Below are 24951 nucleotides of genomic sequence, written 5' to 3'. Positions count from 1 at the left end.
CCGCGTGTCGACCCCACCAGTACAAAGGCGACGTCAGCGCGGAGCGGGCGATCGGGTCGATGGCGAACTCGAACGGAGAGTGCCCGCCTCCGGACGCCCCCAGGGCGGCCGGAGGCGGGGATCCACTACTCCGCCACGATCACACGGATCTCGTCGTCACCCGATTGGACCGCCTCGTCGGCCGTCACGAACCAGTGGGTGACCTCTCCGTCACCCAGGTCGTCGGCGACCTCCCCGCTGGGCAAGACCGACAGGGCGCCCGCCGTGGCGCTGGCCAGGAATTCGGCCAGGGCCGCGGGGCCTGCGGAAGCCGTGGTGTACGTGGTCGACTCGTAGTCGATCTCGTTGACTTCGCGCAGGGTGTGGGCGCGGTCGAGGGCCTGGTCCTGGGTCAGGGTGAACCAGGTGCCGTCGGCGTCGCGCAGGACGAAGGCCGGGTGGTCTTCGTGCAGCGGGCGGACGCGGTCGGCGTAGGAGACCGGGTGGGTCGGGGCGGCGGCGAGGTCGGCCCGGACCTTCGGATCGGTCGGCACCAGCCAGCGCACCGACTTGGCCGCCGGTTCCAGGGCGATACCGAAACCGGCTCCGGCCGAGACGATCTCGCCGAAGGACAGCCCGTCGGCGAACAACGCCGCGGCACCGGCCTTCTGCACCGCCCACAGCGCCACCACCGCATCGAGCGAGCGCGGCAGCGCGACGGCGACGATATCGCCCGGTCCCACACCCCGGCTGATCAGCACCCGCGCCAGCTGCGAGGAGCGCGAATCCACCACGTGGTACGGGATTTCGGCACCATCGGCGAGCACCGCGGGCGCCTGCGGATCCTCCTCGACCACCTCACCCAGCGTCTTGGCGACCGTCCGCGCACCGACCCGGGCCGCCGCCGTCCCTCCGGTTACCCCGGCTGCCGCCCCTCCAGTCCCCGACGCGGCAGCGGCGGGCACCACGCCGGATTCGGCGAGGATACGGGCGCGTTCGGTGTGATCGAGGATGTCGATATCACCGACGAGCGCGTCCGGGTCACCGAGCAGCGCCTCGAGCACCCGCAGCATCCGCCCGGACAGGGTCTCCACCTCGTCGGCGGTGAACCGGCTGCCCAGATACTTCCAGGTCAGCTCGATCGTCGACTCCGCGGTCACCAGCAGGGTCAGCGGGTAGTGGGTGGCGTCGGTGGTGCCCACACCGGTCACCGACATGCCGTCGATGGAGCTGGCGGCGGCGATCGCCTCCTTGTCCATCGGATACGACTCGAACACCAGCAGCGTGTCGAATTGTGCTCCGGCACCGGCGATCCGCTGGATATCGGTGAGCCCCACGTAGTGGTGGTCGAGCAGATCGGCCTGATCGTGCTGCAGCCGCTGCAGCAGATCGTGAATGGTGAGCCGATCGTCCACGCGCACCCGCACCGGCAGGGTGTTGATGAACAGACCGACCATCGACTCCACACCGGGCAGCTCCGCCGGGCGTCCGGACACGGTGGCACCGAACACCACATCGCCGCGGCCGGTGAGCCGGCCGAGCAGGATGCCCCACGCCGCCTGCACCAGCGTATTCACCGTGACGCCGAGTTCGGCGGCGTGCTTGGTGAGGCGGCGGGTGCGATCGGCGTCGATCTCGGTGATCAGCTTGCCGATCTCGTACCCTTCATCCCCTCTTTGCACCGGCGCCAGAGCGGTCGGCTCGTCCACACCCGACAGCGCCTTGGCCCACGCCCGCAGCGACGCCTCCCGGTCCCGGCCGGCCAGCCAGCCCAGGAAGTTGCGGTAGGACGTCACCCGCGGCAGCGCGGCCTGATCACCGCGAACCGCGTACAGCACCAACATATCCCGCATCAGCAGCGGCATGGACCAGCCGTCGAGCAGGATGTGGTGGGTCGTGATCCCCAGGTGCCACTGGTCTTCCGCGGTGCGGTACAGGGTGAACCGCATCAGCGGCGGCGTGGCCATATCGAAGTGGGTCCGGCGATCCACGTCCACCAGTCGCTGCAGCTCCGCGAGCCGCTGCTCCTGCGGCAGATGCGTCAGATCCACCTCGCGCCACGGCGCCTCGACCCGGTCCAGCACCACCTGCACGGAATTGCCGTCGGCGTCGGTGACGAAGGCGGTCCGCAGGTTCGGATAGCGATCCAGGATGCCCTGCGCCGCCGCCCGCAACCGCGCCACATCCAGCGCACCGCCGAGGTCGACCACGGCCTGCATGGTGTAGACGTCGACCGTCGCCTGCGTCATCAGGGCGTGGAACAACAGACCCGACTGCAGCGGCGACAGCGGCCACACATCACCCAGCGGCGCGTAATCCCGTTCCCACACCTCGATATCCGACTGGTCGACGCGGACCAGCGGCAGATCCGACGGTGTCAGACCACCCGCGTCCGGACGCCCGGCGTGTTCGGCCAGCGCGGTGAGCGCCGCCACGAACAGGTCGGCGAACTCCTGCACCCGCTCGCGGGTCAGCAGGCCCGACGGGTAGGCGAACGAGGCGCCCAGCTGGGGTCCGTCCGCGCCGTCGGTGACGATCGCGTTGATATCGAGGGTCGCGTTGGCGGGCATGTCCGGATCCATATCGGCATCCAGCTGCCCCAGATCCGCGACGGGCACCCACCCCAGTTCTGCGAACTGGGAAGCAAGATCGCTGCCGTCTGATGTAGAGCCCGCGCCAGTGGTAATTCGGCCCAGATAGTTGAAGCTGATCTGGCCCGCACCACCGAGCTGCGTCGCGGTCTCGGAGTTCAGGTAGCGCAGCAGGCCGTAGCCGAGACCCTTGTCGGGCACGGCGAGCAGCTGCTCCTTCACCGATTTCACGACCTCGCCCACGGCCTTACCGCCCGCGAACGCCTCGTCCAGATCGGCCCCGGACAGATCCAGCCGCACCGGATAGGCGCTGGTGAACCAGCCGACCGTGCGCGACAGATCCGCGCCCGCGACCACATCCTCTTCGCGGCCGTGGCCCTCGAGCTTGACCAGGGCTGCCCCGCCGGAGGTTGCACCGCGCCACTTGCTCACCGCCAGCGCCAGCGCCGACAGCAGGCCGTCATTGACGCCGCCGCGGTACAGGCCCGGGATGGCGGTCAGCACCGCATCGGTCACCTCGGCCGGGACGGTCACCTCGACCCGTTCGACGGTGGCGAAGGTGTCGACGGCGGGATCGAATTCGCGCGCACCCAGCAGCGGGTCGGGGGTAGCCGAAACCTGTTGCCAGAAGGGCAGTTCCGCGATCCGTTCCGGTTGTTTCGCCGCGTCGACGAGGGCGTTCGCCCACCGCCGCATCGAGGTCCCGTTGGCGGGCAAGGACACCGACTGGCCCGCGGCCAGCTGCGACCAGGCCACTGCCAGATCCGGAATCAGAATGCGCCAGGACACACCGTCGACCACGAAGTGGTGCGCCACGATCAAAAGCACATCGTGCCGGTGGCCTTCACCGTCGAAGGCGAACCACACGAACTGCAGCATCGCGGCATTCGCCGGATCGAGTCGGCCCAGCGCCGCATCGTATTCGGCACTGGCCACGCGCGACAGCTCGGCGTCGTCGATGTCGCCGGGCACCTCGACCCGATGCACAAGGGCATCCACGTCGACGGCACCGCGCGGCAACGCCTCGAACTTCCAGCCTGCCGCCTCCGGGCTCGTCGCCTCCGCCGGGGCGGCGCGCAATCGGGCCCGCAGCACATCGTGGTGATCGAACACCGCGCCGAGAGTCGCGATCAGAGTCTCCCGGCCGATACCGTCGGGCAGCCGCAGCGCCATCGACTGCGAGAACCGCTGGTACGACGAGCCACTGGCCAGGATCGACGTCATGATCGGCGTCAGCGGGATCTCGCCGACCCCGCCGCCGGGCAGTTCGGCCAACCGCTGCCGCTCCGATTCCCCACCGAGGGTGGCGATCTCGGCCAGCGCGGCCACACTGCGCCGCTCGAACACGTCGCGCGGAGTGAAGACGACACCGCGCGCCTTGGCCCGCGACACCAGCTGGATCGACAGGATCGAATCGCCGCCGAGCGCGAAGAACGAGTCGTCCAGACCGACCTGCTCCACGCCCAGCACCTGGGCGAAGACCTCGGCGATGATCGTCTCCAGCTCGCTGGCGGGCGCCCGGAATTCGCGCGGCGTCAGCTCGGGTTCCGGCAACGCCTTGCGGTCCAGCTTGCCCACCGGCGTCAGCGGAATCTCGTCGAGCACCACGATCGCCGACGGCACCATATGCGGCGGCAGGATGCGCGCCACATGCTCGGTCAGCCGGGCCGGATCCGCCGCACGGCCGGGCACGCCCAGCACGTACGACACCAGAATCGTCGCACCCGCGGCGGTTTCGCGCCCCATGGTGAAGGCGAACTCGACGTCGGGATGCTTGCCGAGCACCGCGTCGATCTCGCCGAGTTCGATGCGGAAGCCGCGGATCTTCACCTGGAAGTCGGAGCGGCCGACGTAGTCGAGCTCCCAGTGCACCGACGGCGAGGCCAGATTGCCCTGGCGCTCTTCGGGTTCGGCGTACCAGCGCACCACGTCACCGGTGCGGTACATGCGGCTGCCCGGTGCACCCCACGGGTTGGCGACGAACCGCTCGGCGGTCAGCCCGGTCCGGTTCTGGTAGCCACGGGCCACCGCACCACCGGCCAGGTACAGCTCACCGGCCACCCCCGGCGGGACCGGGTTCAGCCGCGAGTCCAGCACCAGCGCCGACATCCCGTGCACCGGCGTGCCGATGGTGATGTGCCGGCCCGGGAACAGCCGCGCATACGAGGAGATGATCGTCGTCTCGGTCGGGCCGTAGGCGTTGAAGTACTTCCGGCCCGGCTGCCACTTCGCCAGCAGTTCCGGCGTGGTGACGTCACCGCCGACGGAGGTGACCAGCAGCTGCTCCTGCCCGGCCGGATCCATCGTGCCCAGCACCGCCGGGGTGATGATGGTGTGCGTCACCTGCTCGGTGCGCAACAGCTCCGCCAGGTCCGGGCCGCCGATGATCTGCGACGGCACGATCACCAGGGTCGCGCCGATGTAGAAGGCGCACACCCATTCCAGCACCGACGGGTCGAAGCTCGGCGAGCAGATGTGCAGGAACCGGTGCTGCGGCTCCAGCCCGTACAGGCCGGTCGCCACGTCGGCCAGGCCGCCCAGACCCGCGTGGGTCACGGTGACACCCTTGGGCTTACCGGTCGAACCCGACGTGTAGATGACATACGCCGGATGCGACATCCGCAGCGGCTCCAGCCGATCCGCGTCGGTGACCGGATCGGCCGACCGCGCCGCACACAGCTCGTCGGTCGCCGGATCGTCGAGCACCAGCCAGTTCACGTCGTCGGGCAGGTCCTCGACGTAGGCCGTCCCCGTGATGCCGAGCACCGCGGCCGAATCGGTGAGCATGTGCCGCACCCGATCCTCGGGATAGGTCGGGTCGACCGGCACGTGCGCGCCGCCGGCCTTGGTGATCGCCAGGACCGCCAGCACCATCTCGTAGGAGCGCGGGAACGACACGGCCACCAGCTTTTCCGGGCCGACGCCGCGCTCGATGAGCACCCGTGCCAGCCGCGAGGACTGCTCGTCGAGCTCGCCGTAGGTGATCGAACGGCCGTTGTAGCGGACCGCGATCCGCTCGGCGCCCAGGCGCAGGCCGTTGGTCATCAGGTCCGGCAGCAGGCCGGTGGCCATGACCTCGTCACCGTGCACGTGGGTGAGCAACTCGTACTCGTCCGGCGACAGCATCGGCAGATCACCGACCGGTGTCCGGCTCCGGCCCACGATGCTTTCCAGCAGGCGGGTGAATCGCTGCGCGAACACCTCGACCGTCGCATCGTCGAACAGGTCACGGGCGAAGGAGAACTCGGCGTACATGCCGTTGGCCTCGTCCGCGGACTCCCGAATCGTCAGCGACAGATCGAACTTGGCGGTGTCGACATCGAAATCGACGGCCTCCACCCGCAATCCGGGCAGCTCGAACGAGCTCTCCGGCAGGTTCTCGAACGACAGCGCCACCTGGAACAGCGGATGCCGCGCCGTGGACCGCTCCGGCTCGAGCAGATCCACCAGCCGTTCGAACGGAATGTCGGCGTGCGCGAACGCCTGCAGGTCCGCGTCCTTGGTGTAGGCCAGCAGTTCGTCGAAGGTCAGCTGTCCCTGCACGTGGGTGCGCAGCACCAGCGTGTTGACGAACATGCCGATCAGGTCGTCGAGTTCGGCCTCGCCGCGGCCCGCGATCGGGGTGCCGATCGCGATGTCGTCGGTGCCCGACATGCGCGCCAGGAATACCGCCAGGGCGGTGTGCACGACCATGAACAGCGTCGCGTTCTGCTCGCGGGCGACCCGCTGCAGACCCTGGTGCAGATCGGTGCCGATCGGGAAGACCACGCGTCCACCGGCGAACGACTGCACCGTCGGCCGCGGACGATCGGTCGGCAGGTTCAACTCGTCCGGAATACCGGCCAGCGCCTTGCGCCAGTATTCGGCCTGGGTCGACAGCAGGCTCTGCGGATCGTCCTGGGAGCCCAGCAGATTGCGTTGCCAGATGGAGTAGTCGGCGTACTGGACCGGCAGCGGCGCCCAGGCGGGTGCCTCGCCGCCGGTGCGCGACACGTAGGCCACCATCAGGTCCCGGGTCAGCGGGCCCATCGACCAGCCGTCGGCACTGATGTGGTGGGCCACGAACACCAGGACGTATTCGGTCGCGGTGATCTGGAACAGCCGGATGTGGAACGGGATCTCGGTGGTGACGTCGAAGCCGCCGGAGACCAGCGCCGCCACCTCCTGCAGCACCCGATCCTCACCGATGCGCACCGGCTCCAGGTCGACCGGCACCTCGGCAGGCGACAGCACCTGTTGCACCGGGCCTTCGGGAGTCTCCGGATAGATGGTCCGCAGAATCTCGTGCCGCGCAACCAGATCGGTGACCGCCTGCTGCAACGCGGCCGCATTCAGCTCACCGGAGAGCCGGATGGCGACCGGGATGTTCTCCACCGACGACGAGGTGTCGAACTGGTTGAGGAACCACATCCGGTGCTGGGCCAGCGACAGCGGCACCCGGTCCGGCCGCGGTCCGGCCACCAGCGGCGGACGGCCGCCGACACCGGCCTGCTGTTCGGCCTTGGCGGCCAAACCCGCAACCGTCGACGCCTCGAACACCGCGCGCACGGGAACCCGGGTGTCCAGCATCGCGCCGATCCGGGCAGCCACCTGCGTGGCCAGCAGCGAGTTACCGCCGAGCGCGAAGAAGTCGTCGTCGGCACCGACCCGCTCGACACCGAGGACATCGGCGTAGACCGAGGCCACGACCTCCTCGATCGGAGTCGACGGAGCCCGGAAGGTCGTGGACTCGAATTCCGGCTCCGGCAACGCCTTGCGATCGAGCTTGCCGTTCACGTTCAACGGCAGCGCCTCGAGGACAACGAAGGCCGACGGCACCATGTAGGACGGCAAAGCCTCCGACAGTGCGGATTTCACCTGGGCCACATCGAGTTCCGCGTCACCGGGGACGAGGTAGGCGACGAGGCGGTCGCCGATGTGGTCGTCGTGCTTGGCGAGCACGGCGACCTGAGCGATCTCCGGCAGCGCGAGCAGTGCCGCCTCGATCTCGCCGAGTTCGATGCGGAAGCCGCGGATCTTCACCTGGAAGTCGGTGCGGCCGCGGTACTCCAGTTCGCCGTCGGCGTTCCAGGCCACCAGATCGCCGGTGCGGTACATGCGAGCGCCCGGTTCCCCGAAGGGGTTGGCCACGAAGCGGTCCGCGGTCAGGTCCGGGCGGCCGAAGTAGCCGCGGGCCAGCTGCGCGCCCGCGAGGTACAGCTCGCCGGAGACGCCGTCGGGGACCGGGTGCAGGCGGGAATCCAGGACGTAGACCTGGCTGTTCCACTCCGGCGCACCGATAGACACCGAGAGCCGGTCGGCACCGGTCACCTTGTGACTGGTGATCGACACCGCTGCCTCGGTCGGGCCGTACAGGTTGAACAGGTCGGCGGCGTTGTTGCGGCGGAACCGCTGCGCGGTCGCCGCGGGCAGCGCCTCACCGATGGCCAGCCCCCGCCGCAGCGAACGCGGCAGCGCCCCACCGGATTCCACCAGCAGTGCGTCCAGCATCGACGGCACCACGTGCAGCGTCGTCACACCCTCGCGAGCCATCAGCTCGTTCAGGTACGCCGGGTCGCGGTGCCCGTCCGGCGTGGCGATCACCAGGCGGCCACCGGAGACGATGGCCGACCAGAACTCCCAGACCGACAGGTCGAACGTCGCCGCGGTCTTCAACAAGACGGTGTCCGCGGGGGTCAGCCCGAATTCGGCCGTCTTCCACTGCAACTGGTTGACCACGGCCGCATGCGGCACGGCGACACCCTTGGGGCGGCCGGTCGAACCCGAGGTGAAGATCACGTACGCGGTGTTCTCCGGCCGCAGCGGCGCCAGCCGTTCGGCGTCGGTGATCGCCGCCGCGCTGTCCCCTTCGATGATTCCGGCATGCTTTCGGCCGAAATCGTCGATCCGGACAACCGGTGCGGCGGCGGTATCGAAATCGGAGGCGGCATTGGTCAGCACGCACACCGGCGCCGCCGTCTCGAGGATGTAGCCGGTCCGCTCGGCCGGTTGATCCGGATCCACCGGCACGTACGCACCGCCCGCGGCCGAGACCGCGTACATGGCGACCACGAGGTCCACCGACCGGCGCAAGGCCAATGCCACCCGCGACTCCGGACCCACACCCAGCGAGATCAGGTGCCGCGCCAGGCGATTCACCCGACGGCCCAATTCGGCATAGGTGACCACCGCACCGTCGGGACCGATCAGCGCGACGGCAGTCGGATTCGCGGCCACGGTGGCGGCCAGCCGCGCGGCCAGGGTCGCCTCGGCGGAAGCCGTGGGAAGCGCGTGCGCGGTGGCGTTGCGGCCCTCGAGCACGGCGGCACGTTCGGCCGGATCCAGCAGCGCGAAGTCCCCGACCGGCGTGCGCGGCGCGGCGACGATCTCGCCGAGCAGTCGCACGAACCGGTCGACGAAGCCCTGCACCGTCTCCCGCTCGAACATGTCGGTGGCGTAGGTGAAGAACCCGGTGATGCCCTCGGGCTCCCCGCCCGCCCCGTAGCGGTCGGTGGCGATCAGATGCAGATCGAACTGCGAGATCTGGGTGTCGAAGTCCAGGCCCGCCACCCGCAGACCGGGCAGTTCCAGGCTGGCCCGGGCCAGGTTCTGGAACGACAGACCCACCTGGAACAGCGGGTGCCGCGCGGTCGAGCGGACCGGGTTCAGCACCTCGACCAGCCGCTCGAACGGCACGTCGGCGTTGGCGAACGCCTGAATGTCGGTCTCGCGCTGGCGGGCCAGCAGATCCGCGAACGGTTCGGCGGCGTCGACCTGGGTGCGGAACACCAGGGTGTTGACGAACATGCCGATCAGATCGTCGAGCACGGCCTCGCCGCGCCCGGCCATCGGGGTGCCGATCGCGATGTCGTCGGTGCCCGACAGCCGCGCCAGCAGCACCGCCAGGGCCGTGTGCACGACCATGAACAGCGTCGCACCCTCGGTGCGCGCCAACTCGGCCAGCGCGCGGTGGGTGTCGGCGTCGATGCGCACCTCGACCTTGCCACCGGCGAACGACTGCACCGGCGGGCGCGGCCGATCCGACGGCAGATCCAGCTGATCGGGCAGCCCGGCCAGCGCCTGCTTCCAGTACTCGACCTGCTTGGTGGCCAGCGATTCCGGATCGTCCTCGTCGCCGAGCAGTTCGCGCTGCCAGATCGAGTAGTCGGCGTACTGCACCGCCAGCGGCGCCCAGTTCGGTGCCTCGCCGACCGAGCGGGCCGCATACGCGGTCATCACGTCGCGAGTCAGCGGGCCGACCGACGAACCGTCGCCGGAGATGTGATGAATCACCATCGCCAGCACGAATTCGCCCGGTGCGCCCTCGATCTCGAACAGCGCGACCTTCATCGGCACCTCGCTGGTGACGTCGAAGATCGTATTCGTCAGCGCCACGACCGCCCGCTCGATCTCGTCGGCGGCGACCGTGCGGATCTCGAGCTCCGGAACCGCCTGCGCCGCAGGCAGAATCACCTGGACAGGCTCCAGGGTGGGTTTGGGGGCATCGGACACAGCGGTCTGCGGGTAGACGGTGCGCAGGATTTCGTGGCGCGCCACCAGGTCCGCGATCGCGGCCCGCAGCGCCTCGATATCCAATTCGCCCGACAGTCGCACCGCGATCGGCACGTTGTAGGCGGCCGACTGGGTGTCGAAGCGGTTGAGGAACCACATGCGCTGCTGTGCCAGCGACAGCGGAATCCGTTCCGGCCGTGGGCCCGCGGTCAGCGCCTTGCGGCCGCCCGCGCCCGCGTGCTGCTCCACCCGGACCGCCAGCGCGGCCACCGTGGACGCCTCGAACAGCAGCCGCACCGGCACCCGCGTATTCAGCGCCTCGCCGAGACGAGCGGCGACCTGCGTTGCCAGCAGCGAGTTTCCGCCGAAGGCGAAGAAGTCGTCGTCGCGGCCGACGGTACCGCTCTCGAGCCGCAGCACCTCGGCGAAGGTGTTGGCGACAATCTGCTCGATCGGGGTCACCGGCGCGCGGAAGACGGCCTTCTCGAATTCCGGCTCCGGCAGCGCCTTGCGGTCCAGCTTGCCGTTCGCGTTGAGCGGCAGGGCGTCGAGGACGACGTATGCCGACGGGACCATGTAGGACGGCAGGGCCTCCGACAGGGCCGACTTCACGCGGGTCACGTCGATCCCCGCGCCGCCCGCTGCGCGGACGTCGCGGGGAACAGAGGGAGCGTCGGCGGGGACAAGATACGCGACCAGGCGGTCACCGGTGTGCTCGTCGTGCTTGGCCAGCACGGCGGCCTGGGCGATCTCCGGCAGCGCGAGCATGGCCGCCTCGATTTCGCCCAGTTCGATGCGGAAGCCGCGGATCTTCACCTGGAAGTCGGTGCGGCCGCGGTACTCCAGCTCACCGTCGCCGTTCCACGCCACCAGGTCACCGGTGCGGTACATGCGAGCACCCGGTTCCCCGAAGGGGTTGGCCACGAACCGGTCCGCGGTCAGGTCCGGGCGACCGAAGTAGCCGCGCGCCAACTGCGCACCGGCCAGATACAGCTCGCCGGGCACGCCCACCGGCACCGGGCGCAGGCGCGAATCGAGCACGTACACCTGGCTGTTCCACTCCGGTGCACCGATCGACACCGACACCTCATCGGCGGCGGTCACCTTGTGGTTGGTGATCGACACCGCCGCCTCGGTCGGGCCGTACAGATTGAACAAAGCAAGGTGGGGGCTCGAAGCTCGGACCCGCTGCGCGGTCGCCGCGGGCAACGCCTCACCGATGGCCAGCACGCGCCGCAGCGACTCGCTGAGCGTGCCACCGGCGTCGGTGAGCAGCGCGTCCAGCATCGAGGGCACGACGTGCAGCGTGGTCACTCCGGTGGTGCGCATGAGCTCGTTCAGGTAGGCCGGATCGCGGTGCCCGTCTGCGGCGGCCACGACCGAGCGGCCACCGCAGACGGCCGCGGTCCAGAACTCCCAGACCGACAGGTCGAAGGTGGCCGCCGTCTTCAGCAGCACCGAATCCGACGAGGTCAGCCCGAATTCGTCCGTCTCCCAGAGCAGCTGGTTGACGATCGCGCCGTGCGGCACGGCCACACCCTTGGGGCGGCCGGTCGAACCGGAGGTGAAGATCACGTAGGCCGTGGTGGCCGCGGTGAATCCACGCACCAGCTCGGCATCGGCGATCGGCGTCTCGGCGTAGCCGGACAGGTCCAGTTCGTCGAGGCGCACGACATCCGCGGCGGCGGTGCCGAATCCGTCCACCGAGGTGGTCAGCACGCACGCCGGGGTCGCGGTCTCGAGGATGTAGTCGGTGCGGTCGGCCGGCTGGGTCGGATCGATCGGCACGTAGGCGGCACCCGTCTTGGCCACCGCGTACATGGCGACGACCAGATCCGCCGAACGACGGATGGCCAGCGCCACCCGATCCTCCGCGCCGATGCCACGCTCGATCAGATGCCGCGCCAGGCGGTTCACCCGGGCATCGAGCTCGGCGTAGGTCAGAACCTGCTGCGGCGCGGCCGAACCCGATTCGTCGGCGACCAGTGCCACCGCCTCCGGGTGCGCCGCCACCGTCGCGTCGAGCAGCGACACCAGGGTGAGATCCCGGCCCTCGCCGGGAAGCTCATGCGCGGTGTCGTTCCACGCCTGCAGGATTCGTGCGCTCTCGTCCGCGTCGAGCAGGTCGATATCGCCGACCCGCGCCGCGGTGTCCGCCATGACCGCGTCGAGCACCCGCACGAACCGGTCCGCGAAGCCCTGCACCGTGGCCTCGTCGAACAGGTCGACGGCGTAACCGAATTCGGTGACGATCTCGGCCGGTGTGCCGTCGTCGTCGTACCGGTCGTACAGCGTGACGTGCAGATCGGTCTTGGCCAGCTGCGAATCGAAGTCGACCGCGCTCACCGACAGGCCGGGCAGCTCGAAGGTGGTCTCGGCCAGGTTCTGGAACGACAGACCCACCTGGAACAGCGGATTGCGCGCGGTCGAACGCACCGGGTTGAGCACCTCGACCAGACGCTCGAACGGCACGTCGGCGTTGGCGAAGGCCTCGAGGTCGCGTTCGCGCACATCGGCCAGCAGCTCGGCGAAGGTGGCATTGCCGTCGATGCGGGTGCGGAACACCAGTGTGTTGACGAACATGCCGATCAGGTCGTCGAGTTCGCGCTCGCCACGGCCGGCGATCGGGGTGCCGACGGCGATGTCGTCGGTGCCCGACAGCCGCGCCAGCAGCACGGCCAGCGCCGCATGTACGACCATGAACAGCGACGCGTTGTTGGCGCGTGCCAGCTCGTGCAGGCGTGCATGCCGCTGCGGGTCGATATCGAAGCGAATCGCCTTGCCCCGGAACGACTGCGCGGGCGGGCGCGGCCGGTCGGTGGGCAGCTCCAGCTGATCGGGCAGCCCGGACAGCGCGGTCTTCCAGTACGACACCTGCTGGGCCGCCAGCGATTCCGGGTCCTCCTCCGAACCCAGCACCGCGCGCTGCCACAGCGCGTAGTCGGCGTACTGCACCGGCAGCGGAGCCCACTGCGGGGCCTCACCCTGCAGCCGGGCCACGTAGGCGGCCATCACATCGCGCGCCAGCGGGCCCATCGATGAGCCGTCGGCGGCGACGTGGTGCGCGGTGAAGGCGAGGACGTGCTCATCGGCCCCGGCAACCCGGAACAGCGCCACCTTCAGCGGCACCTCGACCGTCACATCGAAGGTCGTCAGCGCGAATTCGATGACGCGGTCCAGCAATTCGGCCTCGTCGACCTCCACCGGCGTGAGCGACGGCGCGGTCTGCGATGCCGGGAGGATCACCTGCCGCGGCCCCTCCGGCGAGCCCGGATAGGTGGTGCGCAGCACCTCGTGGCGGGCGAACACGTCGCCGATGGCCTGCTCCAGCGCGGCCACATCGAGCGCGCCGGACAGCCGCACGGCCAGCGGAATGTTGTCGACCGCGGAGGCGGCGGTGTCGAACTGGTTGAGGAACCAGTACCGCTGCTGCGCGGGCGAGAGCGGAATCCGTTCCGGCCGTTCGCCTGCCACCAGGCGCGGGCGGGCGCGGCCGGATCCGGCGCCCTGTTCGAGCCGGGCGGCCAGCGCGGCGACGGTCGACGCCTCGAACAGATCGCGCACCGCGAGCCGAATGTCGAGCGCGGCGCCGAGGCGGGCGGTGACCTGGGTGGCGATCAGCGAGTTCCCGCCCAGTTCGAAGAAGTCGTCGTCCACACCCACCCGGGTCACGCCGAGCACATCCTCGAAGGTGCCCGCGACGATCTCCTCGATCGGCGTCGCCGGTGCCCGGAACACCTTGGCCTCGAACACCGGCGCGGGCAGCGCCTTGCGGTCCAGCTTGCCGGAGGCGTTGAGCGGGAAGGCATCCAGCACCACGAAGGCCGACGGCACCATATAGGCGGGCAGTTCCTCCGCGAGCGCGGTACGAACCGCGTCGAGGTCGACGACACCCGAACCGGCAGGGATCAGGTATCCGACCAGCTGATCGCCGAGGCGGTCGTCCGAACGCACCACCACGACGGCCTGCGCGATCTCCGGCAGGCTCGTCAGCGCCGCCTCGATCTCACCGAGTTCGATGCGCAGACCGCGCAGCTTCACCTGGAAGTCGGTGCGGCCCAGGTACTCCAGCACCTGCACTTCTCTTCCGCCCGCGGAGCGGGGGGACCACTTCACCAGGTCGCCGGTGCGGTACATCCGCTCACCGCCATCCCCGAAGGGATTGGCCACGAACCGATCCGCGGTCAGATCCGGACGGCCGACGTACCCGCGGGCCAGTTGCACGCCCGCCAGATACAGCTCACCCGCGACACCCGGCGCGACCGGGTGCAGGCGCGAATCCAGCACGTACACCCGGGTGTTGAACACCGGGCGGCCGATCGGCACCGAGGTCGTATCCGCCTCGGTCACCTCGTGATAGGTCACGTCGACCGCGGCCTCGGTCGGACCGTACAGGTTGTGCAGGCGGGCACCGGTCAGCTCGATCAACCGCTGCGCGGTCGCGGCGGGCAGCGCCTCACCGGAGGCGAAGACGTTGGTCAGGCTGGTGCACTCCGCCGTCTTTTCCTCGGCGACGAAGACCGACAGCATCGACGGCACGAAGTGCGTGGTGGTGACGCCCTCGGCGACGATGAGTTCGGCCAGGTAGGCCGGGTCGCGGTGGCCGTCCGGCTTGGCGACCACCAAGCGGGCGCCGACCTGCAGTGGCCAGAAGAACTCCCACACCGACACGTCGAAGGTGGCCGGGGTCTTCTGCAGCACCACATCGTCGGCATACAGGTCGTATTCGTCCTGCATCCACACCAGGCGGTTCACGATGGCCTCATGGGTCACCGCCACGCCCTTCGGGCGGCCGGTCGAGCCGGAGGTGAAGATCACGTAGGCCGTATTCGAACCACGCAGCGGCGCACGACGATCCGCGTCGGTGACCGTCTCGGTCGAGTGGCCCGTCACGTCCAGGCCGTCGATCTCGAGAACGACCCCGCCTTCACGCCCCCCGTCGTAGACGGGCCGGAACCCGTCGCGCGAGGTGGTCAGCACGCACACCGGCTGCGCCGTCTCGAGGACGTACTGATTGCGCTCGGCCGGATGATCCGGATCCAGCGGCACATACGCGCCACCGGCGACGGTCACCGCGTACATGCCGACGACCAGCTCGATCGAGCGCCGCATGCCCAGCGCGACCAGCGCGTCCGGACCCACACCCCGCGAGATCAGCTCGCGGGCGAGCTGATTCACCCGTCCGGCGAATTCGCCGTAGGACAGAGTCGTCCCCTCGAACGTCAGCGCGGGCGCGTCCGGAGTGCGCGCGGCCTGCAGTTCGAACATCGAGGCGAGCGTGAGCGCCCGGCTGCCCGCCGCACGGCCCAGCACCACCCGATCGATGTCGTAGCCCGTCGCATTCCAGTTGTCGAGCACCTTGCGGCGCTCGGTCGCATCGAGCAGGTCTACGTCGCCGATGGGCGTGGTCGGCTCAGCCACGATTGTCGCCAGCAGCCGCACCAAACGATCCGCGAACGCAGCGACCGTGCCGGCGTCGAACAAATCGGTGGCATAGGCGAATTCGGCCGTCATGCCGTCGGCCACGCCCTGCGCGTCGAACCGCTCGGTGAGGTTCAGATGCAGATCGAACTTGGCGGTGACCACATCCAGCGGTACCCCGGCCACCTCGAGGCCGGGCAGTTCGAACGACGCCTCGCCGGTGTTCTGGAACGACAGCATCACCTGGAACAGCGGATGCCGCGCCTGCGAACGCGCCGGGTTCAGGATCTCCACCAGCCGCTCGAACGGCAGGTCCGCCTGGCCGAAGGCGGCCAGATCCGAATCCTTGGTCCGGGCGAGCAGATCGGTGAAAGAGGCTGAGCTCTCGACATTCGTCCGCAGCACGAGAGTGTTGACGAACATGCCGATCGCCTCGTCGAGCGCGGCCTCACCACGGCCCGCGACGGCGGTGCCGATGGCGATGTCGTCACTACCCGACAGCCGCGCCAGCAGTGCCGCGAAGGCCGCGTGCACCACCATGAACAGGCTGGCGCCGTGTTCGCGGGCCAGCGTGTGCAGCCCCCGCAGCAGGTCCGCGTCGATCGAGAACTCGTGCACGTCACCACGGCCCGAGGCCACGGCCGGCCGCGGCCGGTCCGACGGCAGATCCAGCTGATCGGGCAGCCCGGCCAGGGTCTGCGACCAGTAGGCCACCTGCTGAGCGATCAGCGAGGCGGGATCGTCCTCGGAACCCAGCGTGTCGCGCTGCCACAGCGCGTAATCGGCGTACTGCACCGGCAGCGGGGCCCAGCCCGGTGCCTCACCGCGCGAGCGCGCCGCGTAGGCGATCATCACATCGCGCGCGAGCGGGCGCACCGACCAGCCGTCGCCGGAGATGTGGTGGACCACGAAAACCAGGACGTGCGTGGGCCGTTCGGTGTCGGTGACGTGGAACAGCCTGGCCCGCACCGGAACCTCGGCGGTCACGTCGAAACCGGTGAGCACCACTTCGCCGATGCGCTCGGCGATCTCGGCCTCGGTCACCGAAATGGGTTCCAGCTCCGCGATCTCGGTGCCCACGGGCAGGATCACCTGCACGCCGTGGCCGTCCGCGGTCTCCGGGTAGACGGTGCGCAGCACCTCGTGCCGGTCGACGAGGTCACGCACGGCCTCCCGCAGGGCGGCCACATCGAGATCGCCGGTGAGCCGGACCGCCAGCGGAATGTTGTTGACCGCGCTGGTGGTGTCGAAGCGGTTGAGGAACCACATGCGCTGCTGCGCCAGCGACAGCGGGATCTGCTCCGGACGCGGCCCGGCCACCAGCTCGCGGCGGCGACCGGTACCGGCATGGCTCTCCACGCGGGCGGCCAGCGCGGCGACCGAGGGTGCCTCGAACAGCAGCCGCACCGGCACCCGGGTGTCGAGCGCCGCGCCGAGGCGGGCCACCACCTGGGTGGCGATCAGCGAGTTGCCGCCGAGTTCGAAGAAGTCGTCGTCGACGCCCACCGGGTCGTCGAGGCCGAGCACCTCGGCGAAGGTGGCGGCGACGATCTCCTCGATCGGGGTCGACGGCGCCCGGAATTCGCGTGCCTCGAAGGCCGGTTCGGGCAAGGCGCGGCGGTCGAGCTTGCCGTTCGGGTTGAGCGGCATGGCGTCGAGCACCACGATCGCGGCCGGAACCATGTAGGACGGCAACCGTCCGGCCAGGTGGGTGCGCAGCGCCTCGACGTCGACATCGTCACCGGCGGGCACCACATAGCCGACCAGCCGATCGCCGGTGTGCGCATCGGAGCGCACCACGGCGACGGCCTGGGCGACCTCGGCCATGCTCGTCAGCGCGGATTCGATCTCACCGAGTTCGATGCGCAGACCGCGCAGCTTCACCTGGAAGTCGGTGCGGCCCAGGTACACGATCGAGCCGTCGGCCGCACGGCGCACCAGGTCACCGGTGCGGTACATGCGTGAACCGGTACCGGAGGTCCCGGCCACATCCCCGAAGGGGTTCGCGACGAAGCGATCGGCAGTCAGGTCCGCGCGGCCGAAGTACCCGCGCGCCAGCTGATCGCCCGCCAGGTACAGCTCACCCGCGACGCCCGGCGGCACCGGGTGCAGGCGGCCGTCGAGCACATACGCCTGGGCGTTCCAGACCGGCAGACCGATCGGCACCGCACCCTGCACGTCGGCGGCCACCGGCGCGTGGGTGGCGTGCACGGTGAATTCGGTCGGGCCGTACAGGTTGTACAGCGCGACGCCGGAACTCACGGCCCGGAACTGCTGCACCGCATCGGAGGTGAACGCCTCACCGGCCACCAATAGCGCCCGCAGCGAGGCGATTCGGTCCGCGTCGACGCTCCCGGAGAACACCGTCAGCATCGACGGCACGAACGAGGTCATCGTGACCCGCTCGGCGGCAATGACCTCCGCCAGGTACTGCGGATCGCGGTGGCCGTCGGGGCTCGCGATCACCATGCGGGCACCGACCGACAGCGGTCCGAACAGCTCCCACACCGACACGTCGAAGGTGGCGGGCGTCTTGAACAGCACCACATCGTCGGCGTCGATGCCGTATTCGCCGGTGATCCAGCGGATCTGGTTCACCACCGCCGCATGCGGCACGGCCACACCCTTCGGGCGGCCGGTCGAACCCGAGGTGAAGATCACGTACGCCGGGTTCGACGGGCGCAGCGGCGCAAGGCGTTCGGCATCGGTGAGCGGAGCGCTCGCCGCCTCCGCCGTTGCGGCATCCCGCCCGACATCGTCGATGCGCAGCGTGGTGATACCGGTTTCGAGATCGGCATCGTCGCGGGACGTGGTCAGCACGCACACCGGATTCGCCGTCTCCAGCACATACCCGATGCGCTCGGCGGGCTGATCGAGATCCAGCGGCACGTAGCCACCGCCGGCCTCCAGCACCGCGTACGCGGCGACCACGAGATCCAGCGAACGCCGCAGACCCAGGGCGACAAGGGTTTCCGGTCCGACCCCGGCCTCCACCAGGCGCCGGGCCAGCCGATGCACGCGGGCCGCGAACTCGGCGTAGGTCAGGATCTCCCCCGCCTCGCGGTCGATCACCGCGACAGCGTCCGGGGTGGCCTGCACCTGCGCCTCGAACAGCTCCACGAGGGTCGTACCCGCGGCGAGCGGGTGCACCGTCGCGTTCCAGCCGCGCAGCTCCTGCAGCGCCTCCCGGGCATCCATCAGCGGAATGTCGCCGACCGGCCGATCCGGCGTGGCCGCAATGGCCTTCAGCAGGCGGGTGAACCGACGCGCGAACTGCGCCACGGTCGCCTGGTCGAAAAGATCGGTGGCATAGATGAATTCGGCATCGATGCCGCCCTGCGCCGCGCCGTCTTCGGTGAGCACCAGCTGCAGATCGAACTTGGCGGTATCGATCGGCAGCTCCACGCCGCTGGCCGTCAGGCCCGGCAGCTCGAGCGAGGTCCGGCCGAGGTTCTGGAACGCCAGCATCACCTGGAACAGCGGATGCCGCGCCTGCGAACGCGCCGGGTTCAGGATCTCCACCAGCCGCTCGAACGGCAGATCGGCGTGCCCGAACGCGGCGATGTCGGTGGCCCGCACCGACCGCAGCAGATCGGTGAAGGTCACCTCGGCGTCGACCTCGGTCCGCAGCACCAGGGTGTTGACAAACATGCCGATCAGGTCGTCCAGGGCCCGCTCACCGCGGCCCGCGACCGGGGTGCCGATGGCGATGTCCTGCTCACCCGACAACCGCGCCAGCAGCACCGCCAGCGCCGCATGGGTGACCATGAACAGGGTCGCGCCGCGGGTGCGGGCGAGATCGGCCAGCCGCGCCTGGGTGTCGGCGTCGATGCGGAAGCCGTAGGTCGCGCCGCGGCCCGAGGCCACGGCCGGCCGCGGCCGATCCGACGGCAGATCCAGCTGTTCGGGCAGCCCGCGCAGCGTCTCGCGCCAGTACGAGATCTGCTGGGCGATCACCGATTCCGGGTCGTCCTCGGAGCCCAGCACCCCGCGCTGCCACAGCGCGAAGTCGGCGTACTGCACCGGCAGCGGCTGCCAGGCGGGTTCGCCGCCGTCGACGCGGGCGCCGTAGGCGGTCATCACATCGCGGGTCAACGGGCCCATCGAGAAGCCGTCGGCCGAAATGTGGTGCACCACCAGCGCGAGCACATGCTCGGTGGGGCTGATCTCGAACAGCCGCGCCCGGAACGGCACCTCGGCGGTGACATCGAAGCCGGTGAGGAACAGCTCCGAAAGCCGCCGCGGCAGTTCGTCCTCGGTGACGTCGATCGGCGTGAGGTCCGGGATGACCTTGCCGGTCGGCACGATCTGCTGATGAGGGGTGCCGCCCGTCTCGGGGTAGCGGGTGCGCAGCGATTCGTGTCGGGCCAGCACGTCGGCGACCGCGATCTGCAGCGCCTGCCGATCGAGCAGGCCCGAAAGCCGCACGGCCGCAGGTATATTGTCGACCGCCGACTCCGGATCGAAGCGGTTGAGGAACCACATGCGCTGCTGCGCCAGCGACAGCGGCACCCGCTCGGGGCGCGGCTGCGGCACCAGGGCCTTGCGCCCGCCCGCCCCGGACCGGGATTCCGCCCGCGCGGCCAGTGCGGCCACCGTGGATGCCTCGAAGATCTCGCGCACACCCAACTGGGTGTCCAGGGCCTCCGACAGGCGCGCCGCCACCTGGGTCGCGATCAGCGAGTTGCCGCCGAGGGCGAAGAAGTCGTCGTCCAGGCCGACCCGCTCGACACCGAGGACCTCGGCGAAGGTGCCCGCGACGATCTCCTCCACCGGAGTGGTGGGTGCGCGGAACACCGCGGCCTCGAAGACCGGGGCGGGCAGGGCCTTACGGTCCAGCTTGCCCGAGGCGTTCAGCGGGAATTCGTCGAGAACCATCAGCACCGACGGCACCATGTACGCGGGCAGCCGCTCACCGAGCTGCTCGCGGACATCCTCCGGATCGACCGACAGTCCTTGTGCGGCAATCACATACGCCACCAGCTGCTCGCCGGTGTGGGCATCGCTGCGGACCACCACGACCGCCTGCGCGATCTCGTCCAGCGCGACGAGCGCCGACTCGATCTCACCCAATTCGATGCGCAGACCGCGCAGCTTCACCTGGAAGTCCGTGCGGCCCAGGTATTCCAGCTCACCGGTCTCGGTCCACGCCACGAGGTCACCGGTGCGGTACATGCGAGAGCCGCTGCCCGGCGCCCCGAAGGGGTTGGCCACGAACCGATCAGCAGTGAGGTCCGGACGCGCCACGTACCCGTGCGCGAGCTGAACGCCCGCGAGATACAGCTCACCCGCGACGCCCACCGGCACCGGCCGCAACCGCCCGTCCAGCACGTACACCTGGGTGTTGAACACCGGCCGACCGATCGGGACCGAGAGTTCATCCCCGCTGGTCACCCGGTGGTAGGTGACGTCCACCGCGGCCTCGGTCGGACCGTAGAGGTTGTGCAGCTCGGCACCGGTCAACTCACGCAGTCGATGGGCGGGCTTGGGCGACAACGCCTCACCGGAGGCGAACACCATCCGCAGCGAGGTGCAGCGCGCGGCGGCGTCCTCGGCGACGAACACCGCCAGCATCGACGGCACGAAGTGGGTGACCGTCACGTTCTCGGCCGCGATCAGCTCGGCCAGGTAGGCGGGATCGCGATGCCCGTCGGGCTTCGCCACGACCAAGCGCGCACCGATCTGCAACGGCCAGAAGAACTCCCACACCGACACGTCGAAGGTCGCCGGAGTCTTCTGCAACACCGCGTCGTCGGCGGTGAGGCCGTACGCGGACTGCATCCAGACCAACCGGTTGACGATGGCCTCGTGCGGCACCGCCACACCCTTCGGGCGGCCCGTCGAACCGGAGGTGAAGATCACGTACGCGGTGTCCGACGGCCGCAGCGGGTTACGCCGGTCCGCATCGGTCACCGGCGCAATCGAGTAGCCCGACAGGTCGAGCAGATCGATGCGCACCTGCGCGGTGTCGATGTCGAGATCGTCACCGGAGGTGAGCACACATACCGGATCCGCGGTCGCGAGAATGTATTCCGTGCGCTCGGCCGGATGATCCGGATCCAGCGGCACATACGCGCCACCGGCCACGGTCACCGCGTACATGCCGACGACCAGATCGATCGAGCGCCGCATGCCCAGCGCCACGAACGATTCCGCGCCCACTCCGCGTTCGATGAGCCAGCGCGCCAGCTTGTTCACCCGCGCGCCGAACTCGGCGTAGGACAGACCGGTCCCCTCGAACGTGAGGGCCGTCGCGTCCGGCGTGCGCTCGACCTGCGCCTGGAACATCGACACCAGCGTCGCCGTCTCGACGGACCGGCTCTCCAGCACCGCGGGCACGTCGAAGGCGGTGTCGTTCCACCGCGACACGATCAGCTCACGCTCGGTGGTATCGAGCAGATCGATCTCGCCCACCACGACATCGGGTTCGGCGGTGATCGCGGTCAGCACGCGCACCAGCCGGTCGGCGATGCGGCGAACCGTGTTTTCGTCGAACAGATCCCGCAGATATCCGGCGCGGATGCGCAGACGGCTGTCGAGCTGAGCGATCAGCGTCAGCGGATAGTGGGTGGCGTCGGCGGCTTCCAGACCGGTCACGGCCATGCCGTCGATATCGGCGGCCTGGCGCTGAATGCCTTCGGCATCAACCGGATAGGACTCGAACACCACCAAGGTGTCGAACAGTCCGCCGATTCCGGCCGCCGACTGGATATCGGCCAGGCCGATGTAGTGGTGATCGAGCAGATCGGCCTGTTCGCCCTGCGTGCGGGTCAGCAGCTGCCGCGCCGACTCCGAAGCGTCGAACCGCACTCGCACCGGGACGGTGTTGATGAACAGGCCGACCATGGATTCCACCCCGGCCAGCTGCGCGGGGCGGCCGGACACGGTCGTGCCGAACAGCACGTCGTCGCGACCGGTCATGCGGCCCAGCAGGATTCCCCACGCCGTCTGCAGCACCGTATTGGCGGTGACGCCCAGCTGCGCGGCCAGTTCGGTGAGCCGCGCGGTCGCCGCCTCGTCCAGGTCGAAGAGGTATTCGCCGGACAGGCTGGTGATCTCGCGCCCGGCATCCGGCCGGGTGAGCAGCGTCGGCTCCGACACCCCGGCCAGCGCCCTGGTCCACGCGGCCAGCGAGGCCGCATGATCCTGCTGCGCCACCCACTCCAGGAAGTGGCGGTAGGAGCGGGCGGCGGGCAGCGCACCCGTATCACCGCGAGTCGCGTACAGCACCAGCAGATCCCGCATGAGCAGCGGCATCGACCAGCCGTCGAGCAGGATGTGGTGGTTGGACACCGCCAGTGTCCACCGGTCGTCGCCAACCTGGATCAGGGTGAACCGGATCAGCGGTGGCTCGGCGAGATCGAACCGCCGCATGCGGTCGGCCTCGATCAGATCGCTCGCATCGCCGGTGCCGCGGCGATCGTGTTCGGCCCACGCCACCCGCACGCCGTCGAGCACCACCTGCACCGGGTTGCCCTGGGCGTCGGCCACGAAGGCGGTGCGCAGGTTCTCGTAGCGGTCCACCAGCGCCTGCGCGGCCGACCGCAACCGGGCCGCGTCGACTCGACCGGTGAGAGTCAGAACCGCCTGCGCGGTGTACACATCCACCGAGGTGGCGGCGAGCTGGGCGTGGAACAGCAGACCGGCCTGCAGCGCCGACAGCGGCCACACCTCGGTCAAGGCCGGGAAGCGCCGCTCCCAGCCGTCGATATCGGCCTGCGAGATCCGCACCAGCGGGAAGTCCGACGGCGTGTGCCCACCGGCATCGGCCGAGTCTGCATGGTGCGCAACGGCTTCCAGCGCCCGCGTCCACAGCGCGCCGAACTCGCGCACGGCGTCGGCTGCCAACAGGGTTGTCGGATAACCGATCTGCGCGGACAGGCGGTCGCCGGTCACGATCGCGTTGACGTCCAGCGGTGCCATGGCGGGCATATCGGCGTCGTAGGAACCACCGAGGTCGCCCAGTTCGGGCGCGGGCACCCAGCCGAAGCCGCGCAGCGAATCCGGCACGCTGGTATCGGAGACCCGGCCCAGGTAGTTGAAGCTGACCTGGCCCGGCAGCTCGGCGGGCAGCTGCCCGGCCGTCTCCGGGTTCAGATAGCGCAGCAGGCCGTAGCCGAGACCCTTGTCGGGCACGGCGAGCAACTGCTCCTTGATCGCCTTGATGGCCCGGCCCATCGCCGGTCCCCCGGCCAGCGCGGCGTCGATATCGATGCCGGACAGGTCGAAACGCACGGGGAAGATCGCGGTGAACCAGCCGACCGTGCGCGACAGGTCCGCACCCGGCACCAATTCCTCTTCGCGCCCATGGCCTTCCATGCGGACGAGCGCGGAGTCAGCGTCGATTCCCCGCTGCGCACGCCACTTCGCCAGGGCCAGCACCAGCGCGGTGACCAGGCCGTCGTTCACGCCGCCGTGGAACAGCGCCGGAACGGTGGTCAGCAGCGCCCTGGTGACCTCGGGCGAGACCTCGACGCGATGCTTGTCGATGACACCGGAGACGTCGACGGCCGGGTCGAACGGCCGCTCGGTGAGCAGCGGATCCGGGCCCTCGACAACCTCACGCCACCAATCGAGTTCGGCGACGCGGTCGGCGGCGGCCCGCTCGAGGGCGTGCGCCCAGGTGCGCATGCTGGTCGCCGGGGCCACCAGCTCCGGAGCCTGCCCGGCCGCCAGCTGACCCCACGCGGTCACGAAATCGGGCACCAGGATGCGCCAGGACACACCGTCGACCACCAGGTGATGGGCGATGACGACCAAGCGTCCCGGCCTCGCCGGAGATTCGGAGGAGGTGGTGGTGGGCTCCAGCCACACGAACCGGACCACCACGCCCGCTTCCGGATCCAGCCGATCCAGCGCGGCATCCACGGCGGCGGAAGCGATCTCGACGACGTCCGCATCGTCGACGGCGGGGTCGAATTCGGTGCGGTCAATGAGCGCGTCCACGTCGACCGTGCCGGGGGCCGCGGTCTCGATGATCCACTCCGCGCCCGCATGGCGGCGCAACCGCGCCCGCAGCATGTCGTGGCGGTCGATCACCGCGGCGACCGTGGCGGCGATACCGTCGCGGTCGATACCGATCGGCAGCTCCAGGGCCAGCAGCTGGTGGAAGCGCCGGAACGAACCCGGCCGCTCCACCATGAACCGCACCACCGGGGTGAGCGGCATGGTGCCGACCCCGCCGCCGGGCAGTTCGACCAGCGTCGGCGCCGCATCGCCGCGGCCGTCCGCGGTTTCGGCGACCGCGGCCAGCCCGGCCACGGTCCGTTGCTCGAAAACGTCACGCGGAGTGAAGATCACCCCACGCGCCTTGGCCCGCGACACCAGCTGAATCGAGACGATCGAATCACCGCCGAGGGCGAAGAACGAATCGTCCACACCGACCCGCTCCACACCGAGCACCTCGGCGAACACCTCGGCAATGGTGTGTTCCACCGGGGTTCGCGCCGCCCGGAAGGTGACCTCGGTC

1 protein-coding gene (running past one end of the window) is annotated in these 24951 nt (G+C 69.7%); it reads right to left on the bottom strand.

Annotation, left to right across the window (positions count from 1 at the left end):
* Positions 1-125: 125 nt before the first annotated feature.
* A protein-coding gene (locus IU452_RS18540; protein WP_228818228.1) for a non-ribosomal peptide synthase/polyketide synthase crosses the window boundary here: on the bottom strand, positions 126-24951 show its 3' portion. The gene runs 19181 nt beyond the window's last position; only the last 24826 of its 44007 coding nucleotides appear in the window; its start codon lies beyond the right edge, outside the window — the gene reads right to left on this strand; it ends in the stop codon at positions 126-128.

It is taken from the genome of Nocardia transvalensis, from assembly GCF_015477765.1.
Lineage (GTDB): Bacteria > Actinomycetota > Actinomycetes > Mycobacteriales > Mycobacteriaceae > Nocardia > Nocardia transvalensis_A.
This window is presented reverse-complemented; position numbering and strand designations above follow the sequence as displayed.